Annotated in this window: 15 protein-coding genes, 1 pseudogene and 1 riboswitch; of the genes and pseudogenes, 12 read left to right on the forward strand and 4 right to left on the reverse strand. The window is 53.8% G+C overall.

The annotated features are described in order from the left end of the window. Positions 1-15: 15 nt before the first annotated feature. The 9 genes from PUR_RS01735 (at position 16) to PUR_RS01775 (ending at position 9,628) form a co-directional block, all read left to right on the forward strand. Positions 16-762, forward strand: a complete 747-nt coding sequence (locus PUR_RS01735; RefSeq protein ID WP_179033759.1) for a TerC family protein — start codon at positions 16-18, stop codon at positions 760-762. Between the two features lie 83 nt (positions 763-845). Beyond that, entirely contained in the window at positions 846-2,054 is a 1,209-nt protein-coding gene (locus PUR_RS01740) for an HpcH/HpaI aldolase/citrate lyase family protein (protein ID WP_232101675.1), read from the forward strand. After that, positions 1,999-3,507, forward strand: a complete 1,509-nt coding sequence (locus PUR_RS01745; RefSeq protein ID WP_197970117.1) for a phosphoribosyltransferase family protein — start codon at positions 1,999-2,001, stop codon at positions 3,505-3,507. Before PUR_RS01740 ends, PUR_RS01745 begins: the two co-directional genes overlap by 56 nt. Continuing rightward, positions 3,504-4,655, forward strand: a complete 1,152-nt coding sequence (locus PUR_RS01750) for a cysteine protease StiP family protein (RefSeq protein ID WP_179033760.1) — start codon at positions 3,504-3,506, stop codon at positions 4,653-4,655. Before PUR_RS01745 ends, PUR_RS01750 begins: the two co-directional genes overlap by 4 nt. After that, a complete protein-coding gene (locus PUR_RS01755; protein WP_179033761.1) occupies positions 4,652-5,482 on the forward strand; it encodes an HAD family hydrolase in 831 nt (276 codons plus the stop codon). Before PUR_RS01750 ends, PUR_RS01755 begins: the two co-directional genes overlap by 4 nt. After that, positions 5,479-6,534 (forward strand): ATP-grasp domain-containing protein, encoded by a 1,056-nt coding sequence (locus tag PUR_RS01760; protein WP_179033762.1) that lies wholly within the window; start codon positions 5,479-5,481, stop codon positions 6,532-6,534. Before PUR_RS01755 ends, PUR_RS01760 begins: the two co-directional genes overlap by 4 nt. 82 nt (positions 6,535-6,616) lie before the next feature. After that, positions 6,617-7,366, forward strand: a complete 750-nt coding sequence (locus PUR_RS01765) for a hypothetical protein (RefSeq protein ID WP_179037701.1) — start codon at positions 6,617-6,619, stop codon at positions 7,364-7,366. An 11-nt stretch (positions 7,367-7,377) separates the two neighbouring features. Further along, complete coding sequence (locus PUR_RS01770) at positions 7,378-8,478, forward strand: toxic anion resistance protein (protein ID WP_179033763.1); 1,101 nt, start codon at positions 7,378-7,380, stop codon at positions 8,476-8,478. 361 nt (positions 8,479-8,839) lie between these two features. Next, positions 8,840-9,628, forward strand: coding sequence for a formate/nitrite transporter family protein (locus tag PUR_RS01775; RefSeq protein WP_179033764.1), 789 nt, complete (start codon positions 8,840-8,842; stop codon positions 9,626-9,628). A gap of 87 nt (positions 9,629-9,715) precedes the next feature. On the opposite strand, the gene PUR_RS01780 is transcribed toward PUR_RS01775, so the two are convergent. Then, the gene (locus tag PUR_RS01780) at positions 9,716-10,183 is read right to left on the reverse strand and encodes a rhodanese-like domain-containing protein (protein ID WP_179033765.1); all 468 of its coding nucleotides are present in this window, start codon (positions 10,181-10,183) and stop codon (positions 9,716-9,718) included. Positions 10,184-10,312: 129 nt separating this feature from the next. Here PUR_RS01780 and PUR_RS01785 point away from each other — a divergent pair, with 129 nt between their 5' ends. Beyond that, complete coding sequence (locus tag PUR_RS01785; protein ID WP_179033766.1) at positions 10,313-11,191, forward strand: LysR family transcriptional regulator; 879 nt, start codon at positions 10,313-10,315, stop codon at positions 11,189-11,191. Between the two features lie 173 nt (positions 11,192-11,364). Here the strand turns inward: PUR_RS01785 and PUR_RS01790 are convergent, their stop codons facing one another. Continuing rightward, positions 11,365-11,514 carry a hypothetical protein gene (locus tag PUR_RS01790; protein ID WP_179033767.1) on the reverse strand — a complete coding sequence of 50 codons (150 nt, stop codon included), beginning with the start codon at positions 11,512-11,514 and terminating at the stop codon, positions 11,365-11,367. Positions 11,515-11,846: 332 nt separating this feature from the next. Between PUR_RS01790 and PUR_RS01795 the strand changes: the two genes are divergently transcribed. Further along, entirely contained in the window at positions 11,847-14,972 is a 3,126-nt protein-coding gene (locus PUR_RS01795) for an EAL domain-containing protein (RefSeq protein WP_179033768.1), read from the forward strand. A gap of 238 nt (positions 14,973-15,210) precedes the next feature. On the opposite strand, the pseudogene PUR_RS01800 reads toward PUR_RS01795, so the two are convergent. Both PUR_RS01800 and PUR_RS01805 read right to left on the reverse strand, forming a co-directional pair. Then, positions 15,211-16,432 (reverse strand): annotated as a pseudogene (locus PUR_RS01800) (IS110 family transposase). 316 nt (positions 16,433-16,748) lie between these two features. Further along, complete coding sequence (locus PUR_RS01805) at positions 16,749-17,789, reverse strand: GGDEF domain-containing protein (protein WP_179033769.1); 1,041 nt, start codon at positions 17,787-17,789, stop codon at positions 16,749-16,751. A 251-nt stretch (positions 17,790-18,040) separates the two neighbouring features. Further along, a riboswitch (purine riboswitch) is annotated at positions 18,041-18,140 on the forward strand. 73 nt (positions 18,141-18,213) lie between these two features. On the opposite strand from PUR_RS01805, the gene PUR_RS01810 reads away from it, so the two are divergent. After that, positions 18,214-19,644: an NAD(P)/FAD-dependent oxidoreductase gene (locus PUR_RS01810; protein ID WP_179033770.1), complete on the forward strand. Its 1,431-nt coding sequence runs from the start codon at positions 18,214-18,216 to the stop codon at positions 19,642-19,644. The last annotated feature ends 17 nt before the right edge of the window (positions 19,645-19,661 follow it).

Here is a 19,661-nt window from a genome sequence, read left to right on the forward strand (position 1 = left end):
CGGAGGCAAGTGACAATGGATTGGCTGTCAAATTTTTTTAGGAGCATAAGTGATAATTACAGCCATTTTTTCTCGTGGCATGATGTAATCGCAACACTTTCCGACCCCGTAAGCTGGGGGATTATCGCAAGCTTGGTTCTCCTTGAAGGACTGCTCTCGGCGGACAACGCGCTTGTGCTTGCGGTAATGGTTAAGCATTTACCGAAGGAACAGCAGAAAAAGGCGCTCTTTTACGGAATTTTAGGCGCGTATGTGTTCCGTTTTGTGGCTATTGGCCTCGGAACGTATCTGATCGGATTCACTCTGGTCAAGGTACTCGGCGCGTTGTATCTCTTCTACATTGCCTATAAAGGAATCTTCAAGGGCGGTGGTAACGATTCCGTCGAGAATAAGGGGGCTTCCTTCTGGAAAACGGTGCTGCTTGTGGAGCTGATGGATATCGCCTTCAGTATCGACAGCGTTATCGCCGCCTTCGGCGTGAGCAGCGAAGTATGGGTGCTGTTCATGGGCGGTATTCTCGGCGTGCTGATGATGCGCGGCGTCGCGCAGATTTTCCTGAAGCTGATCGAGAAGTTCCCCGAACTGGAACAGACGGCTTTCCTGCTGATTGCCATTATTGCCGGTAAAATGATGGCCGGCGCTTTCGGATACGAAATGTCCCATATCGTCTTCTTTGCCGTTATCATCTCCGTCTTTACCGGTACGATTCTGTACAGCATTGGCCGCAGAAGAAGAGAAGCGAAGAACGAAGTGCATCATTAAACGGAGCAACACGGCAGCCGTCCCCGACAGGACGGCAAAGCCGGTTTAAGGGGCAATCATTTTAGGATCGGGAGGGCTGGGCTTTGAGATATTTTGAACATTTGACACCGGATCAGGAAAAAATGCTTTTCTACTCACCGCCCGTTTGTTTTGATCACACTACCGATAAAGCCCTGCTGGCCTATGCCGTTGGCGCCGCTCTGTACATGCCGGCTACCCGCCCGAATGCGGCCGAGGATATATGGAAGCTGAGAAAGGGCGGTCTGGTCACCGTCATTATGGATTTGGAGGATGCGATTGGGGACGGAGAGGTGGAGCAGGCCGAAGAGATGGTCGTCCGGCATCTTTCTGTGTTGGCCGAGCTCGCGGAGAAGTCGGAAGAAGAGCGATGCAGCATTCCGCTGCTGTTCATCCGGGTGCGGAGTCCTCTCCAGCTGCGCCGGCTGATTTTCCGACTGGACTCCCTGATCCTGTTGGTGACCGGCTTTGTTTTTCCAAAGTTTACGGCGGAGAACGGCGGCGACTACTTCGAGGCACTTGCCGATTACAACCGGTCGCGCAGAGTCGGCGCTCCTCCACTGTACGGTATGCCTATTTTGGAGAGCGCTTCGATCATTTACCGGGAAAGCCGGCTGGACAACCTTCTGTCGATCCGGCAACTGCTCTACGGCTACCGGGATTACGTGCTGAATGTCAGAATCGGCGCAACTGATTTTTCCAGCGCATTCGGTCTTCGCCGCAGCTCCGACATCAGCATTTACGAGCTTGCGCCGATCCGCGACTGCATCGCCGATATTATCAATGTGTTTGGACGGATGGAGGACGGCTACGTGATTTCCGGGCCTGTCTGGGAATATTTTGCGAACAAGGGACACCGGGTGCTGCGCCCTCAGCTGAGGCAATCTCCCTTCGAGGAGGCATTCGGCCGGAGCGGCCGCAAAATGCGCAACCGCTATATCTCCAAGGCGCTGGACGGATTGATCCGGGAGGTGCTCCTCGACAAGGAGAACGGCATCGTCGGCAAAACGGTGATCCATCCCTCCCACCTGAGACCCGTGCAGGCACTGTACACGGTCATGCATGAAGAATATGTGGATGCAATGGGCATTGTGGAGAGCAGTGACGGGCTGCGGGGCGTATTCAAGAGCGAGTACACCAACAAAATGAATGAAATCAAGCCGCATCTGAACTGGGCGAAGCGGATACTGATACGATCTCAAATATACGGGGTGTTGCATGAAGAACAGCATTTTGTCGGACTACTGCCCGAACACGAATATGCACACGTTTAATATCGTCGACCAATTGTCTGTCAAGGTAACCGAAACCGCCAACCCGTTCCGCCTCCCTGTTTCTACGCTCTTCTCCATGGCCGCCCGAATCAACAAAAAGCGTTCGTTTCTGTTCGTCAGCAAGGTGCTGGGCAAGCACATTCCCGTGAACCCTTATACGCCGCTGCTGACCGGCGCGGCGCTCGGACTGCTGTTGTACCGCGAGCAGCTGCGGGCGGCCGGCGCGGAGTCCGATTGCTGCACGGCCGGAACGGCCGGGGCAATAACGGAAGAGGCGGTGGCCGGCATTGAAGAAGCGGCCGGTACGGCGGCGGAGCAGGCCGAGCTGCTGCTTGACCGGGCGGTGCGCGGACTGATGCATCCGGCCTATGCGGAAGAGGCTTACCGCGAACTCATCGCCGCCAGGCTGGTGCTGCCGAGGCCCGCGCTGTTTATCGGCTTTGCCGAGACGGCGACGGCGCTCGGCCACAGCATGTACCGGCTGTTTGACGGCGGGGCCGCTTATATTCATACGACGCGCGAGGATATCCCGGATTTGCAGCCTTTCATCAGCTTCGAGGAGGAGCATTCGCATGCCGTCGACCATCTCTGTTACGCGCTGGAACCGTCTTTATTGTCCGGCAGCGAGCCGGTCATTCTCGTCGATGATGAAATTACGACCGGCAATACCGTCATCAATATCATCCGCGATATCCAGTCCAAGTTTCCAAGGAAGGAATATGTGGTTGCTTCAATACTTGACTGGAGAACCGGCCGGAATCTTCAGACTTACGGGGAACTGGAGAAGGAACTGGACATTAGAATCACATCCTTGTGCCTGCTTCAGGGAAGCATCGAAGTAAGCGGCGCGCCGCTGCTTGAATCGGCGGAAGGCCGGGCTCCGGCAGCCGATGTGGAACGGGTGTCCTCTGTCAGAATCTATACGGCTGACGGGATGGAGCGGCTTCCCGTCTGTTCGATTGATTCGCTGCGTGAAATCAATGCCGCGCCGTATATCCGCAGCTCCGGCCGATTCGGCATCCGGACGCAAGACAATGCGGAGCTTGACCGAGCCGCCGCGGGTATTGCTCGGAAGCTGCGGGCGATGCGCGGAGGAGGCGCGTCACTGGTTCTGGGCGTGGGCGAATTTATGTATCTGCCGATGCGGGTGGCCGCCGAAATGGGCGAAGATGTCTTCTACCAGTCGACGACCCGCAGTCCGATTCATCCGGGTTCCGCCCCGGATTACGGCGTGCGCAGCGCAGCGGCCTATCCTTCTGCAGGCGATCCGGGCATTACGAATTATATTTACAATGTTGCTCCCGGGCAGTACGACGACATTTTTGTACTGCTGGAACGGGAGGTGCCCGCCTCGCGCATACAGCCGATGCTGGATGTACTGGACAAGCTCGCCGGGCGCAGGGTTCATTTGATTGTGCTGTCCGGCGAAGGAGAGGAGGGGGCGGAGGAATGAGGGAACTCGGGATGCAGCGATGGATGGACAAAAAAATAGCTCCGCCCGTCCCCCTGGGCAGTTATGCGCAGGAGGACGTCACTTTCCTGCTGAAGGACCTCGGCGGCGTTGCTCTGGAACAGGGGACGGAGGAGCGGGAAACCGCCATTCAATCCGGCGTCCACTATTCGGAGATGCTTCCGGCCGAGTACCGGCCGACAGACCGGTACGTCGATCTGTTCCGGGATACGCTGTGCCGGTCAGCGGGCAAGGTGGCACAATCTGTCGCCGCCGTATCCGAGCTGATCTGGGCGCGCAAAGGCCATGAAGCTGTGCTGGTCTCGCTCGCCCGCGCGGGCACGCCGGTCGGCGTGCTGATCAAGAGGTATATCAGGGAGATGTACGGAGCGGATCTCCCGCACTACAGCATTTCCATCATCCGGGGCAAAGGGATTGATGACAATGCGGTGCTGTATATACTCCAGCGCCACGGAGCGGACGCAAAGCTCCAGTTCATCGACGGCTGGACGGGAAAAGGTGCGATCCGGCAGGTGCTGATCGAAGCGTGCGAGAGCTTCGGCGTGAAGTACGGCGTCCGGTTGGACGACGATCTGGCGGTACTGGCCGATCCCGGCCGCTGCACGGCGACATTCGGCACAAGGGAGGATTATCTGATCCCGAGCGCCTGCCTGAATTCCACCGTTTCCGGACTGATGAGCCGGACCGTGCTGCGGGATGATCTGATCGGCCCGGAAGACTTTCACGGCGCCAAATTTTACAGGGAATGGCTGGATGAAGATGTATCCAATTTGTTCGTCGATACGGTCAGCTCCTGTTTCGCCTCCGCCGCAGAAGCAGGCCGCAGGTCCGCTGCGGAGATGCTGGCTTCGCCGCCGCCAGTGACCTGGCAGGGGCTGCGGGATATCCGCAGCATCCAGGAAACATACGGCATAGACGACATTAATCTGGTCAAGCCGGGAGTAGGCGAGACGACCCGGGTGCTGCTGCGCCGAATGCCGTGGAAAATTCTCGTGGACAGGGTAGATAATCCTAACCTGAGTCACATAATGCTGCTCGCGGAGGACCGCGGCGTTCCGGTGGAGATTTTCCCGGGTCTGTCCTATTCCTGCTGCGGCATCATCAAGCTGCTGAAGGGGGAGAGCGAATGATTTACGCAAGCGATCTGGACCGTACGCTAATCTACTCGCCGGCGGCGCTTGGCGTTCCGGAAGATACGCCCGGGCTCGTTCCGGCGGAGATCCGGGACGGCCGGGTCGTGTCCTATATTTCAAGGACGGCTCTTAAGGAGCTTACGGCGCTGTCGCCTGACATCGTCTTTATGCCCGTAACGACACGGACCGTGGCTCAGTACCGGAGGATTGATTTGTTCCGGGAGACTGTGATTCCGGACTACGCAGTCACCAGCAACGGCGGCAATATTCTGGTGAACGGAGCCGTCGATGAGGAATGGAGAAAGAGAATCGGTGAAAAGGTCTTGGCGGAATCCGCTCCCGAAGGCGATGTAAGATCGCTTGTGCTGGCAGCGCTTCGGGAAGAGTGGATCATCAGCGAGCGCTGGTGCGACGGACTGTTCTACACTTATGTCGTACATCGTGATTTGATACCGATTGAGGTGGCGTTGGAGCTGTCGGAGAAGCTGTACGGACTCGGCTGGAGGGTTTCCCTGCAGGGCCGGAAGCTGTATGCCGTTCCGGCCGCCGTCAACAAGAGCGACGCTATCGCCCATGTCCGCCGAACGGTCCGAAGCGAGCCGATGGCGGCGTCGGGCGATTCGCTGCTGGACCGGTGCCTGCTGGACAGCGCCGACTATGCCATCGTTCCGCCGCACGGAGAAATCTACGCGCAGCGGGAGAACGGACCGGAGATGCCGTACCGGTTCACGGATTCGTCCGGCGTGTTCGCCGCCGATGAGATTTTGCGGTATGTAAGGGAAATATATCACCGATTATCGGCAACGGGAGTGGAGGCGCAGTGAAGAGTGTAAATGTTTATTTCAACCGCTGGTTTTCGGTTGCCTACCACTATATGAACCTGATCCGCGGCAATGAGGACGGTATGCCTTTCCGAATTTTCGCGACTCATCCCGACATCCACCATATGTCACTGCAAGGGGCTGACGTGGCGGAGAAGGAGCCTGCGCTTACGGGCTTGCCGTATGTAGAGTTTTGCGTTGATTTCTGCCGCCGCCATGCCATCGATATCTTTATTCCCCGGCTTCATATGCTCGATATTTCACGTCATGCCCATCTGTTCGATGAGATCGGGACGAAAGTACTGGTGTGCCGGGATGCGGAGCTGCTGGAAAGCGTGATGATCAAGGACAGCTTTTATGAAAATGTGAGGGCCAAAGGCATTATGGCCATTCCCGACTATCATGTCGTCCGCAGCGCGGAAGACTTCGAGGCGGCTTACCGGGACTTTGCGGCAAAAGGGCATCGCGTCTGCTTCAAGCCGACCGAATCCGAAGGCGGGCTCGGCTTCCGCATCATTGACAACAACCGCAGTCCGCTGCAGGAGCTGCTGGGCTACGTGACGCAGCTAATTTCGTTTGAGGAAGCGCGGCGCATTCTGGCGGAGGCCCGGACTTTCCCGGATCTGATGGTCATGGAGCTGCTGGAAGGCTATGAGTACAGCATCGACTGCCTGGCCGACGGGGAAGGAAGGCTGCTCGCCGCCGTTCCGCGCCGCAAGGCGGGCGGACGTCTGCGGCTGCTTGAGCGCCATGCCGGATTTATGGAGCTCGCGGCCAAGGTGGCTGAAACGTACAGGCTCCCTTACAATTTTAATATCCAGATGAAATACAACGGGGAGACGCCGAAGCTTCTGGAGATTAATCCCCGGATGTCGGGAGGGCTGCATATCTCCTGTCTGTCCGGCATCAACTTTCCTTACCTGGCTGTCAAAAGCGCGCTCGGCGGCGAGGTGCCGCGGATGGAGCTTCAGCGCGACATTCTGGCGGCGCATATCGAACAGCCGGTCATCGTGACGGAAAAAGAGAATTCCGCCCCGCCGGATGTCGTTAATTGACAAAAGCGGATGGAAAGTGTTACTTTTCTTCCAAGAGACAGGCTGTCAGTTATAGGAATATGCTGTGCAAGAGGTGAGTGCTATCCAACATAAAGCGAAAGTATTGGTATACGCGGGCATCGGTTACGCCGCGGCGGTGGTGACCAGCGCCGTGCTGCCGGAAATGCTGTCCTTGCTGCTCCCCGCAGCGGGTGCGGCTTTCGGACTAATCGGCGGAAGGAGCCGGAGAAGCAACCTGCCCGGCGAGGCGCTCCCGGCGGGAGCCGAACCGTCCCCGGCAGCGCATCCGCTCCGGCCGGCGGCTTCCGCTGCCGGCACCCCGGCCGACGCGCGGGCGGCACAGGCCGGCATATCCGGCGCTCCGGCTTACCGGCCCGGGGCTCCGGCCGGTGAAGCGGCCGGCGGCAGGGGAGAACCGGCGGCTTCGAGTGTGCCGGAATTTGCACCTGTGGTCGAGTACCTGAGCATCCTGGAGGATATGATTATCTCCGAAGGGCAGAAGAATACGCTCGATAACGAAATCGTGGAGAAGTCGCTGGCGCTGTTCGCCCGGCTTCAGCGCGTCATTCCGCTGCTGCAGGAGCTGGGCAACGGCGAGATCAACCATACCGTTCGCCGCCTTATTTTGAAGGACCTGAACGGTGTGATCAACCCGTTCCTGCGGCTCAGCGGCGAGGCGAAGACCCGAAACCGGCGGACGCTGCTGAACGGTCTGAAGGATATCGATTCCAAAATTTCCGAGATTGCCTCTACGATTGAGCACAAGGACCTGCTGGAATTGCAAAGTAAAGCGGAGCTGATTCATCAACGCTACAACAGCGCCGAATTATAGGAGGGAAGACCATGTCTACGCCGATTATTCCACTGAAAAAAGAAGATGAAGACAAGGTTGTTCAGGAAGCCTCACAGCTGATCGAGAAGGTTGCCAAGACCGATACCGTGGCGCTGGACACCCTGATGGACGATATCGGCAAGCTTGGGGTGAAGACGCAGGAGAAGGCGGGACAGACGCTGAAGCTGCTGGACCGCCCGGTGAACGAACTGATGAGTGGCAAGCGCAGCGAAGTGTCGAACATGATTTTGAAACTGCGGGGCGAATGCGAAGAGCTTCAGCAGAGTAAAAATGTAAGCTTTTTCGGCAAAATGCTGCGCAAGAGCCCGCTCAAAAACTATGTCTACAAATACCAGTCCGTCCGCACGAATATCGATGGAATCATTACGGGCCTTCGGGACGGCAGAGACACGCTGGAAGAGAGCATTGTCAACATGCGCCAGCTCAAGCGCACCTCCATGGAGGAGATCTATAACCTGCAGACCAAAATCGCCTTCGGCAACAGGCTGAAAGAGCTGTTCGAATCGGAAATCGCCAAGCCGGAGAACGAGTACCGCAAGACTTATCTGGAACGCGGCCTTCGCAAGGTGGTTACCCGCATCCAGTCGATGACCGAGATGATTATGCTGTACAATCAAGCGATTGCCGCGACGGATATCATCAACGACAACAACGACAAGCTGATCGACTCCGTGAACAACGCGATCGACAAAACGTCCAACCTGATTACCGTGTCCGCGATGATTGCGATGTCCCTGGCCGATCAGGAAAATGTCATCTCCGCCGTGGAGGCGACGAACAAGACGATTGAAGACCAGTTCAAGGAAAATGCGCGCCTGCTGCGCACAACGACGGAGAAGACGAGCGAGCTGCTGGCCAAGCCGTCCATGTCCATGGAGGCCGTCAACCAGGCGATCGGCGATCTGATGTCCGCCCTCGATACGTCGGAGCAGTCCAACCGCCGGATCATCGAGAGCTGTCAGGATTATACGAACAAAATGACAGCGATCAATACGCAGCTTGGCAACCGCTTGGGCCAGAATGAAGCGGGCCGCTCCCAGGCGCTGAAACAGGCCGCGGCGGATGACGGGCTGAGCAGCTTTTTAAACTAAGAATTAATTATTCTACAACAAACAGATGTGAGACCTGACCATGTATCCGGCAGGTCTTTTTGCTGTGCTGCAATCATAATCCTTCTCCCATGCACATACATTGCCACAAGGCGCGGCAATGCGGGGAGGAGGGAATAACGTGATCCTGGGCTGCCTGATTCTCGTGCTTCTTGTGGTGGCCAGCAGCGAGAAGGCGGATGGGATCGCCGAATTGAACGACGACGATCCCTGATCCAAGGGATGATCCGGCAATCTCCGGGGTTTGTTGTTTCAAGCGTTTTCTTGCGGTTTATTGGGTATAATAAGCCACAGCTCGTATTATCCCGAGGCTGCTGAAAATACGACAACCCACGGAGGATCTATGGAAAACGAAGCACTGTTGAAAGTCGAGCAATTGGCGCTGAAGAAGCAAAAAGTGTACCACAACAGTATATTCCGCTACATTGCCCGCGCCATGCTGGCCAGTATGTTTATCGGATTCGGCGTTATCGTAGCCTTCAAAACCGGCAACTTTTTTTACATGGAGCATTCTCCGATGACCTATCCTATGGCCGCTATTACTTTCGGAGCAGCCATCATCCTCATTTCCTACGGAGGGGGCGACCTGTTTACGGGAGATACGTTCTATTACACCTATGCGGCGCTGCGCAAGAAAATGCAGTGGACGGATGTCGCGCGGATGTGGGTGTGGAGCTATATCGGCAACATTTTGGGCGCAACGGCATTCGCCCTGCTCATTTATTTGACGGGTTTATTCTATGATGCGAATGTAAACGGCTTTTTGCTAAATGTCGTTGAGCATAAAATGGCAGCGCCTGCAGCGCAGTTATTCTGGCGGGCGATTCTTTGTAACTGGCTCGTCTGTCTGGCTTTCTTTGTGCCGATGTCGCTCAAAGCCGACGGCGCCAAGCTCTTTTGTATGGTGCTGTTCGTATTCTGTTTCTTCATTTCCGGCTATGAACATAGCATTGCCAATATGTGCACCTTCGCGATTGCGCTTGTGCTGAACCACCCAGGAACGATCTCATGGGGCGGTGTTGTGCATAACTTGGTTCCGGTCACCTTCGGCAATTTGATCGGCGGCGGGGTGCTGATGGGCGTCATGTACTACTATGTGAACAAGCCTTTCCTGGATCAGGACAGCCATTAAACGGCGGCGGACCGGTTTTGCGGCGCAGTCCATTCAAAGGCAAAGAAAGACCTCCATTCTGCACAAGGCAGGATTGGAGGTCTTTCTTCACTCGCCGTCTTGCAGCGGCATCGGCGGCATTTGCCAGTAGAGCGGCGCTTCCTCGCGAAGAGTCCCTTCCAGCGGTCCGCCTTCCCGCCGCCAATATTCGATGCCGCCGAGCATTTCTTTGACCGGGTAGCCCTGTGCGGCCAGCCGGGCAGCGGCTTTGGTCGCTCCGTTGCAGGCTGGACCCCAGCAGTACACAACCAGCGACCGGTCCCGCGGCAGCTCCGGAGCACCGCTGCGGCCAAGATATCCGGAGGGCAGAGAGACGGCGCCGGGCAGATGCGCCTCTTCATAGGAACGGGCATCGCGGACATCAACCAGAATAAAGTTCGGCAACCCTTCGCGCAGATCATAGGCGATGTCGGCCACATCGGTTTCGAACCTTCCCTTTGCGGCGAAATAGGCTGCGGCTTCGGCCGGGGAAGCGGGCGGAACGGACAACACCTGTGATTTCGGCTGGATCTTCATGTTTACATCCTCCTTAAAGTCTACTGATGGCTCTTTCCTCCATTTTAACTTGAATAAATCATTACTGTTATCTATAGTATTAGATAACAACTATCGAAATGAATGATAGTACAGCCGGAGGAGAACGGGATGGAACTTACTTATCTGCGTACGTTTTGCGAGGTCGTCCTAAGCGGCAGCTATACCAGAGCGGCGGAACAACTTGGGTATGCGCAATCCAGCGTAACGGCTCAGATCGCGAAGCTGGAGGAGATGTACGGGGCGAAGCTGCTGGAGCGTTCGGGCAAGGGGATGACGCCGACTTTTGCCGGAAAAACGCTGCTCCGTTACGCCCGCCAAATGCTGGCGCTGAGCGAGGAGGCGAAGGAGGTCATCTCCGAAGGACAGGCGGGGGAGCTGACGATCGGTTCCATCGAGACGCTTGCTGCCTATTTTTTGCCGCACCGGCTGCATCGTTACCGTAAGCAGCACCCGGATATCCGGCTGCGCGTCCTGCCTGGCTCCGAAAGTGACATTATCGCCGGTGTGCGGAACAAATCCGCCGATTTCGGCCTGATTTTTGATAAGCCCTACGCATCGGATGACCTTCAGGTCCTGTCCTTGCAGCAGGAAGAATTGTTCGTAATCGTCTACCCCGGGCACCCGCTGGCGGAACGCGAATCGATAGAGATGTCCATGCTTGCCGCCGAGCCGCTCGTTCTGACCGAAGATACGTGCACATACCGGAATCATCTGCTGCAGGAAATGAGAGGTTTGGGGATTGCGCCGAGAGTGGAGCTGGAATTCGGGAATCTGGAGGGTATCAAGCAGGCTGTTAAGCATGAGTGGGGGATCGCTTTTCTGCCGGGCTATACGGTCTTGGATGAATTGGGCCGGGGAGAGCTTAAGGCGATTCCAGTGTCTGAGGACGGCGGCAAAGGCTTCTGCATTCAGCTGATCTACCGCAAAGACCGCTGGTTAGCCGCTTCATTTAAGAGGTTTATCGAAACGATGCAGGGAGACCGATGACGTAAAGGTAAAGGGCTCTGCGTGGTATGGAATTGCGATGAGACCGATCAAGCCCATTTGCCGGAATGGGAAAAAAGACGCCGCCAGACCAGTCACGAAACGGGGTCCTGAAAAGCCAAAAAGCCGCCATTCCGGCAAACCGGAATGCGGCTATTATCCAATAGTAAGGAAGATCAGCAGCTCTTGCAATTTCTGCAGGCTATGAACTGCAGGCGGCATTTAATCTCTTTTTGCCATTTCAAATCTCCTACCTTGACGGCAAGACTAAGCAAATCCAGGTAATCATCAACCTTCAGCGACGTCCGGGCAGTGGCTGCGTTCATAAGCGTTCAGTCTCCTTTAAATCAATATTATAGATATGTTTCAATAATGATAATCATTATCACTGAAACCGATATTGTTATTATCCACATTCTACGTCTAAAAATCAATATAAAAAGTGAATTATATCACTTTTAAATGTTACAATTTTAAGCGAGGTGACAAAGAAAGGGATGTATTGAAATGAAAGAAAGGCTTTGAAAGACATTATTACACATTTAAATTGCATTATTTACCGGGGAAAGCAGGAATTCCCCTGATAATTGTCGAACCAAGCTATTGTATGCTTAGCATAATGCTATTTTTGGAAAATAAACTAAAGGAGAAGTTAGAGATGAAGCGGTGCAAAGTCATCGTCCTGTTTTTCTTTAGTCTGCTCCTGCTTTTGCCGGGTGCCGCTCACGCTGCAAGAAAAGAAGTCGCCTATAAAGCGGAACTGGAGTATCCCCCCTATAAATACAAACAGAATGGATATTTGACCGGCTTTGATATTGATCTTGCCAATATGATTTTCGAGAAGCAGGATTACTTGGTTCAGTACGGCAGCGACACATGGGACAGGGTATACCGGCAGCTTATCGACGGCGATATCGATACGGTGGGCTTGATGGCCGTAACCGAGGAGCGGAGGCGCGAAATTCTCTTTTCCAAACCTGTCATGAAAATTCGCACCTCCATATACGCCCGGCAGAATTTCAAGGCTGAGGTAAGTCTGGACAACCTTGGCGACTATAAAATTGGCGTGGGAAAGGGACAGTATACCGAGAGCGTCCTTCTGAGGAAAATGGGAGTGTCCGGCTACATCACCTACCCGACGGTCGCGGAGGCTTTGGATGCCCTGAGCAGGGGCGAAATCGATCTCTTGTTCGAGAATCAGACGGTTGTCGATTATCTGATTGTCGAAGCAGGAATGACGGGCCGGATTATACATAAAATGAGCAACCTCTACCCGATGGATGTGGCTTACGGAATCAGCAAATCTTCACCGGATCTTGTGCCTTATATCAATGGACGATTGAAGCAATTGAAGCAGAACGGGGCGTTTGAGCAGCTGTATCGGCAGTATTTTTTCAATCATTCGGAAGATTACGCTAAAAGAATGCGCTTGAGGACGATTGCGGGCTTTGCCATCGGCTGCTGCTTGCTGGCCGTCGCCGCCTTCCTTCTTAGAATGTATATTAGCCATTTGCGCCGGATTATTCGCACCGAGCAGCAGTTTTTCGAGGATGTAATCGAGCACACGGGCATTCTGGTTTGGGCGGTGCAGGAGGACAAAACGGTGCTGCGCTTGAACAAGTACGGCGAGCGCGTTACCGGCCTGAGAGAACAGGAGATTGTCGGCAAGAGTCTGGATGATGTAGAGGCGAAGGTAGCCGGCGGAGCCAGGCTGAAAGAACTGCTGTACCGGGCGATCGGATATGATTTTGACGGCCATGTGGAATTTCAGATTCCGAGCGGAGTCGCGGAGGGAAGATACTTTACGTTTCGGACGATGCTGATCAAAGGCCTCGGCAGCGGGGCCTCTGACGCTTTTGTATTGATCGGCATTGATATCAACGAGCTTAAACGGAATGAGAGGAAGCTTGAGTCGAGCTATGGGAAGCTGGAAGCCACTCACTTGGAACTGGCAGCAGCAAAAGAGGAAATGCAGGACCAGAACGAGAAGCTGAGCTTCAGCGAGCAAAGATTCCGCCTGGCAGTGGAAGCCTCCGGCGCTCTACTGTGGGAATACGATTATGGGAAACAGAGCCACTGGGTGTCCGACCGCTGGTATGAAGTCATGGGTTATGAGCCGGGGGAACTCGATCTGTCCGTAGAAACGGTGTTAAGTTTGATTCATCCCGATGATCGGGAGCGCTCAAGAAAGGCGCGGGAGGAGCATTTGGCGGGCCTGACGTCGGTGTATGAATGTGAATACCGGATGAGAACCAAGGAAGGGCGATACTTCTGGTTTGAAGTCAGAGGCAAGGCTATCGTTGACCGGAAACAAGAAGTGACGATGTTTCTCGGCTCCCTGATCGATGTAACCAACCGGAAACAAATGGAGCTGAAGCTTAGCGGCAGCTACCAGGAGCTTGAAGCAACCTATGAGCAGCTTGCGGCGACGCAGCAGGAGCTTGTGGATCAGTACGGCACCCTGCTGGAGAATCAGAAAAAAATGCACCATCTCGCCTATTATGATTCTTTGAGCCATTTGCCCAACCGTCTTTGTCTGCTGGAGACGATGGAGGAATACTTCCAGCTTCCCGGCGGCAGCGCTGCGCTGTTGTTCGTGGATACGGACAATTTCAAATACATCAATGATACGATGGGCCATAAATTTGGCGATATCCTTATTCGTCAGGTAAGCGAAAAATTACAGTCGTCCATTGTCCGTGAAGGCAGCATACTTTCAAGGCTGGGCGGAGATGAATTTGTCGTCTTTATTAAAGATATCAAAGACCGTGAGGAAGTGCTGGCGCTGGCGGAGAGGCTGTTCCAGGAGTTCAAGATACCGTTCCAGATCGATGAGAGCAGCGTTTATATTTCGGTCAGCATTGGAATCTCCTTCTACCCGGCAGACGGAACTACGACGGAGGAAATTCTCAAAAATGCCGACGTGGCAATGTATCGAGCCAAGGAAGCGGGCAAGGGCATTTTTGTCGTATACGACAAATCGATGCATACCGAGTTCAAAGAACGCATGATGATCGAGAAGCATTTGCGCAGCGCGCTGGACAATGAGGAGTTTGAACTGTTCTACCAGCCGCAGGTCAACCTTCTGACAGGAGACATTTCCGGCTTTGAGGCGCTGATTCGCTGGAACAGCCCCGACCTTGGCTTCGTCTCGCCCCTGTCGTTCATCAAGATCGCCGAGGATTCCCGGCTGATCATCCCCATCGGCGAATGGGTGCTCCGGCAGGCCTGTCATTTTATGGCGGGGCTATGCCGGCAGCAATATAATGATTACAGAATTGCGGTCAATATTTCGGTTATTCAGCTGCTGCAGGATGATTTCATTCCTTCCGTGCTGGGTATCCTGACCGAAACCGGAATCTCTCCGAAATGCCTGGAGCTGGAGATTACAGAGTCAGTCTTCATGGAGTCGTTCGAGCGGATTGTCGACAAGCTGGAGTACTTGCAATCAAAGGGGATTCGAATCGCGCTGGACGATTTTGGAACCGGCTATTCATCGCTTAGCTACCTACAGCAGCTGCCAATCTCCACTCTCAAAATAGACAAGGCCTTTATCGACCCGCTGTCGGAAAATTCGTACAGTCAGTCGTTTATCAAGACGATGGTGTCGCTGGGCCATGAGATGGGGCTGGAAGTAGTGGCGGAAGGCGTAGAGGACCGCAGCCAGCTTGCCTTTCTTAAGAAGACCGGATGCGACAAGGTACAGGGTTATCTGATCAGCAGACCGCTGTCACAGCGGAATACGCAGGATCTGCTTAAGCGCTATGGGCATGACATGGTTTAAGAGACCGGCAATTTACCGGGATGCCGCAAGCGCCGTAGGCCGTCTATAAATGCTGTACATAAGAAGAAACGGCTTCGCCGTCCTCTGGAAGAGGAAGGCATCCGTTTCTCGTAAAAATATCAGGTTAAGGATAAGCGCGAAGCTTATACTTTCTGCCCTGAAAATAAAGTTGCTCCAGAACACTAAAAGTGTGCATACGAAAACAAACCCCAGATTGTATATTTTTTTGAATCAGCTGTCAGGCCGTTTGTTCCGTCAGATTCACTTGGTAGCCTAAGGATTCTAATCGTTTGATGGAACGGTTCATCACCATGTCGCGGTTTCGTTGATCGAAATAATCAAATCCTAGTTCTTTATATTCTTGTTTTCGCGTTAACAAGATATAAACGATCGTCAGGATGCTATGTCCGACAGCCACTGCTGCCCTGTTTTTTCCTCGCCTGCCTGCGATCCGGTGATATTGGGCCGACAGGTAGGTATTCTTTTTTCGTCCCGCGGCTCGTGCCGCTTCCACCAGTGCACTTCGCAGTTTCTTGTTCCCTTTTCGGGTCTTCGCTGACCGCTTTTTCCCGGCACTTTCATCGTGACCTGGAGTCATTCCTGCCCAGGAACATAAATGTCCCGGACTTGGAAACCGTGTCATGTCGGTCCCGATTTCCGCCAGAATTTGTTCGGCGGTTCGCTTACCGACGCCGGGAATGGTATCCAATAACTTCAGGTCCTCTGCGAAAGGGGTCATTCGGCGTTCCACTTCTTCATCCAGTTCAGTGATTAACTCGTTCAGTTGGTCGATGTGCGACAGCTGTTTTTCCAGCATGAGCAGCTGATGCGGCCCCAGGCTGCCTTCAAGGGCCAGTTTTAATTGCTCTTTCTTAGCCTTTAGCTTTTTTTGCGCGAAGTCAGCCAGGATCGATGGATCACTTTCTCCCTGAATCATCGCTTCCAGCATGTTCCGTCCAGATACGCCCAGCACATTGGAGGCCACCGACGAGAGTTTGATATTTCCGCCTTCCAGCACCTTTTGCAGTCGGTTTTACTTCCCGGGCTCGTTCTTCGATGATGCTTCGCCGGTAGCGAATGATTTCCCGAAGCTCTCGCTGCTCCCGACCCGGAATATAGCTCCCCTGCACCAGTCCATGCCGGAGTAGCTTGGCAATCCATTCCGCATCCTTTACATCCGTTTTTCGCCCAGGCACCGCTTTGATATGCTGAGCGTTCACGACGATCGGCTTGACATCTTCCAGTTCAAGCAGGTTATAAATCGGTTTCCAGTAATCCCCGGTACTCTCCATCGCGACATGGCTGCACCGCTCGCTTTTGATCCAATCCACCAGATCGACCAGTCGTCTGGTCAGGGTTTCAAAACTTCGAATCTCCTTTCCTTTCGGGGTGATGATACATGCGGTGATGCTTTTCTTGTGCACATCCAATCCACAGCAACGTTCAATCAGGATTTCCATGGTTTGCTTCTCCTGCCTGCTGGCGCTAATTAAGGCTGGTGCAAAGACCAATACTAAGGTTATTCTGCCCTGCGTGCTTCCCTGAAGGGAGCAACAATCTGTGATGCACCGGGTCGATGGGGTCCGTCTGATATCCGGGTTCGTGACACCAAGAAAGTACGACCTACCTTCGCCAGCCCAGTAACCAGTATCGCCCATATTTTCATTATTCAGTGGTGCCGCGTTAGCGGCATGGGAGTCTGATATTTTAAAAAAGGGATGCCGATTCAGCCGGAAGCTGAATGGGACATCCCTTTTCGCGGTTCATTGTCTCAATCTATAAAATGACTGTTTTATTCTTGCCCGTCTTCTTGGCTTCGTACAGGGCATCGTCCGCCTTCTGGAACACATGGTTTTTGGATTCGGCGCCCTGGAAATCATGCATGCCGATGCTCACCGTTACCGATTTCCCCTCCATTTCGGGAATCGGCAGATTGGCGATGCCCTTCCGGACCCGCTCTATGATTTCATAGGAGGCCTCAAGCGGTTTGGCGGTCAGTATAATGACAAATTCCTCGCCTCCGTAGCGGGCGGCGAAATCATCGGCGCCGATATGCTCCAGCACCGTCGCCGCGACCTGCCTGAGCGCAATGTCTCCCACCCCGTGCCCATAGGTATCGTTTACCTTTTTGAAATTGTCGATATCAAGTATGGCCAGCTGCATCGGGAACGGATTCGACTGCTGATGATCGATCAGCCAACTGAAATATTCGTGAAAGGTTTTATGGTTGTACAGATCCGTCAGAGCATCGATTTTGGACAGGCGGTCCATGATGATATTTTGAATACGCAAATCCTGCTCTGATTTCTCCGAGTTTTCCAGCGAGCGGATCAAATCCTGTCCCCGGCGGATAACCGCAAATCCCGTCAGTGCGGTTGCTGCAAAAATAATAGAAATCAGAATACTTTCAGACCACACGATATGGTTATGAACGGACAAAAGACTCAGCTGCACTATCATATAAAATAAACTGAATGCCGTCGAGGCGATCAGATAGGAGTTCTTCAGATATATCATGGAAACGAGAAGCGGAAACAGCATAATAAGGAGCGATGCCTGAATATTGGATGGAATGAGTATGGTGATAAATAAAGAAATTACATAGCTTCCAACCATGATGGAGACTTCGCATAATTTCGGCCTCCATTTGTGAATGCACTCAAGCAGAATAACGACTCCCAAAATAATCAAATCAGGAAGAAGGATGAGGGAATTGAACATTCGGCTTGATGTATGGACAAGCAGCCCAATCCAGAAGGCATTCAGCAGCACACGGTTCCAGTTCAGTTGGCGAGGAGTATGCGAAGGATTGAGCATAAGGTGTTCCTCATTTCCAGTAGCGATGTGTATATATTCGACAAGAATCCCCTTTTTTCCTCCCCTATGATGGCAGGCTTGGAATGTTCGTATTTTGTACAAAATCATACGTAATCATCCAAATAAACATTCGTTTTCATCCAAAAAACACGTATAATTATGTATATATTCATTGACATATTCGTCTATTTTCGTTAAGATTCTAGTGGTTCAAAAATATTTTTTATTGCAGATGTAAAATGATACTTTCGCGTGAACGCGTACTTGCTGTTCGTATATCCTCAAAGATAAGGTTTGGGGGTCTCTACAGGGAACCGTAAATTCCTGGCTACGGATGGGTGCCTTTGGCTTACCCTGATACCGGCCGGGTTTTTTGTTGTGCCGCCCTTACTTCGCATAATAAATTCGTTTATTGGAGGAACAGATGAGTAAATATGATGTAATCGTCGTCGGTGCCGGTCCTGCCGGTATTTTTGCCTGTTACGAGCTGACCCGGAAAGCCCCGCACTGGAAAGTGCTGCTGATAGACAAAGGACATGATATTTATAAGCGGAGATGTCCGATTCTGGAGGAAAAAATTCAGTTCTGTCCGCCGGCTGCCGGCCGCAAGGAGTTTGCCGGATGTCTGCCGGCCTGTTCGATTACCGCAGGCTTCGGAGGGGCGGGGGCATACAGCGACGGAAAATTCAACATTACGACTGAGTTCGGCGGCTGGATGACGGATTATTTGCCGCCCTCCAAGGTGCTGGATCTGATCCGCTATGTTGATTCCATCAACCTGGAGCACGGAGCGACGGAGATGATCACCGATCCTACGACCGACCCGATCCGGCGCATCGAGCAGCGCGGCTACGCGGCCGGACTCAAGCTGCTGCGTGCGCAGGTGCGCCATCTGGGAACGGAGCAGAATCTGGAAATTCTGAAGTCGATTTACGAATATTTGAGCACCCGCATTGACATGATGTTCAAGACGGAGGTGCAGGACATCGAGACGGTCAGCGAGAACGGCGCTCACCGGGTGACGGGCGTTACGCTGAAGAACGGGGAGACTTACGAGACGGAACTTGCCTTGGTTGCTCCGGGACGCGACGGTTCCGCCTGGCTCACGGATGTGCTGAAAAGACACCGGCTCAAAATGTACAACAATCAGGTGGATGTCGGCGTCCGGGTGGAGACCTCGGATGTCGTTATGCAGGAGATCAATGAGCATCTTTATGAAGGCAAATTCATTTTTAATACTTCGGTCGGTACCCGTGTCCGCACGTTCTGCAGTAACCCTTCCGGACATGTCGTCGTGGAGAACCACAGCGGGGTCATGGCGGCGAACGGGCACTCGTATAAGGACCCGGCGCTCGGTTCCTCCAACACGAACTTTGCCCTGCTCGTCTCTCATAAATTTACTGAGCCGTTCGACAAGCCCAATGAATATGCGCGCGAGATTTGCGAGCGGGCGAACGATCTGTCGAGCGGCGGAGTCATCGTGCAGAAGTACGGCGATATTTTGCGGGGGCGCCGCTCCACCGGGACGAGAATCGCCGAAGGCTTCGTCGAGCCCACGCTTAAAGAGGCGGTCCCGGGGGACCTCGGACTTGTGCTGCCGTACAATACGATGAAGAGTCTCATCGAAATGGTGGAGGCGCTGGAAAAGGTAACGCCGGGCATCGCCTCCGAGCATACGCTCTTTTACGGAGTAGAAGCCAAATTTTATTCGGCCCGTCCGAAGCTGTCGGAGACGTTCGAGACGGAAATTTCCGGCCTCTACTGCGGCGGGGACGGAGCAGGCATCACGCGCGGACTGGCCCAGGCGGGCGCGGCGGGCGTCTGGATCGCGCGGGGCATGCTGGATCGGGCCTGAGCGGTTTGATGCGGCAG

The organism is Paenibacillus sp. URB8-2, from assembly GCF_013393385.1.
GTDB lineage: Bacteria > Bacillota > Bacilli > Paenibacillales > Paenibacillaceae > Paenibacillus_AQ.

What these genes read in the sequence shown, in the direction of transcription:
- PUR_RS01775 (WP_179033764.1), top strand. Translation starts at nt 8,840, where the DNA reads ATGGAAAACGAAGCACTGTTGAAAGTCGAGCAATTGGCGCTGAAGAAG.
- PUR_RS01735 (WP_179033759.1), top strand. Translation starts at nt 16, where the DNA reads ATGGATTGGCTGTCAAATTTTTTTAGGAGCATAAGTGATAATTACAGC.
- PUR_RS01750 (WP_179033760.1), top strand. Translation starts at nt 3,504, where the DNA reads ATGAGGGAACTCGGGATGCAGCGATGGATGGACAAAAAAATAGCTCCG.
- PUR_RS01745 (WP_197970117.1), top strand. Translation starts at nt 1,999, where the DNA reads ATGAAGAACAGCATTTTGTCGGACTACTGCCCGAACACGAATATGCAC.
- PUR_RS01780 (WP_179033765.1), bottom strand. Translation starts at nt 10,183, where the DNA reads ATGAAGATCCAGCCGAAATCACAGGTGTTGTCCGTTCCGCCCGCTTCC.
- PUR_RS01795 (WP_179033768.1), top strand. Translation starts at nt 11,847, where the DNA reads ATGAAGCGGTGCAAAGTCATCGTCCTGTTTTTCTTTAGTCTGCTCCTG.
- PUR_RS01805 (WP_179033769.1), bottom strand. Translation starts at nt 17,789, where the DNA reads ATGCTCAATCCTTCGCATACTCCTCGCCAACTGAACTGGAACCGTGTG.
- PUR_RS01785 (WP_179033766.1), top strand. Translation starts at nt 10,313, where the DNA reads ATGGAACTTACTTATCTGCGTACGTTTTGCGAGGTCGTCCTAAGCGGC.
- PUR_RS01770 (WP_179033763.1), top strand. Translation starts at nt 7,378, where the DNA reads ATGTCTACGCCGATTATTCCACTGAAAAAAGAAGATGAAGACAAGGTT.
- PUR_RS01755 (WP_179033761.1), top strand. Translation starts at nt 4,652, where the DNA reads ATGATTTACGCAAGCGATCTGGACCGTACGCTAATCTACTCGCCGGCG.
- PUR_RS01790 (WP_179033767.1), bottom strand. Translation starts at nt 11,514, where the DNA reads ATGAACGCAGCCACTGCCCGGACGTCGCTGAAGGTTGATGATTACCTG.
- PUR_RS01810 (WP_179033770.1), top strand. Translation starts at nt 18,214, where the DNA reads ATGAGTAAATATGATGTAATCGTCGTCGGTGCCGGTCCTGCCGGTATT.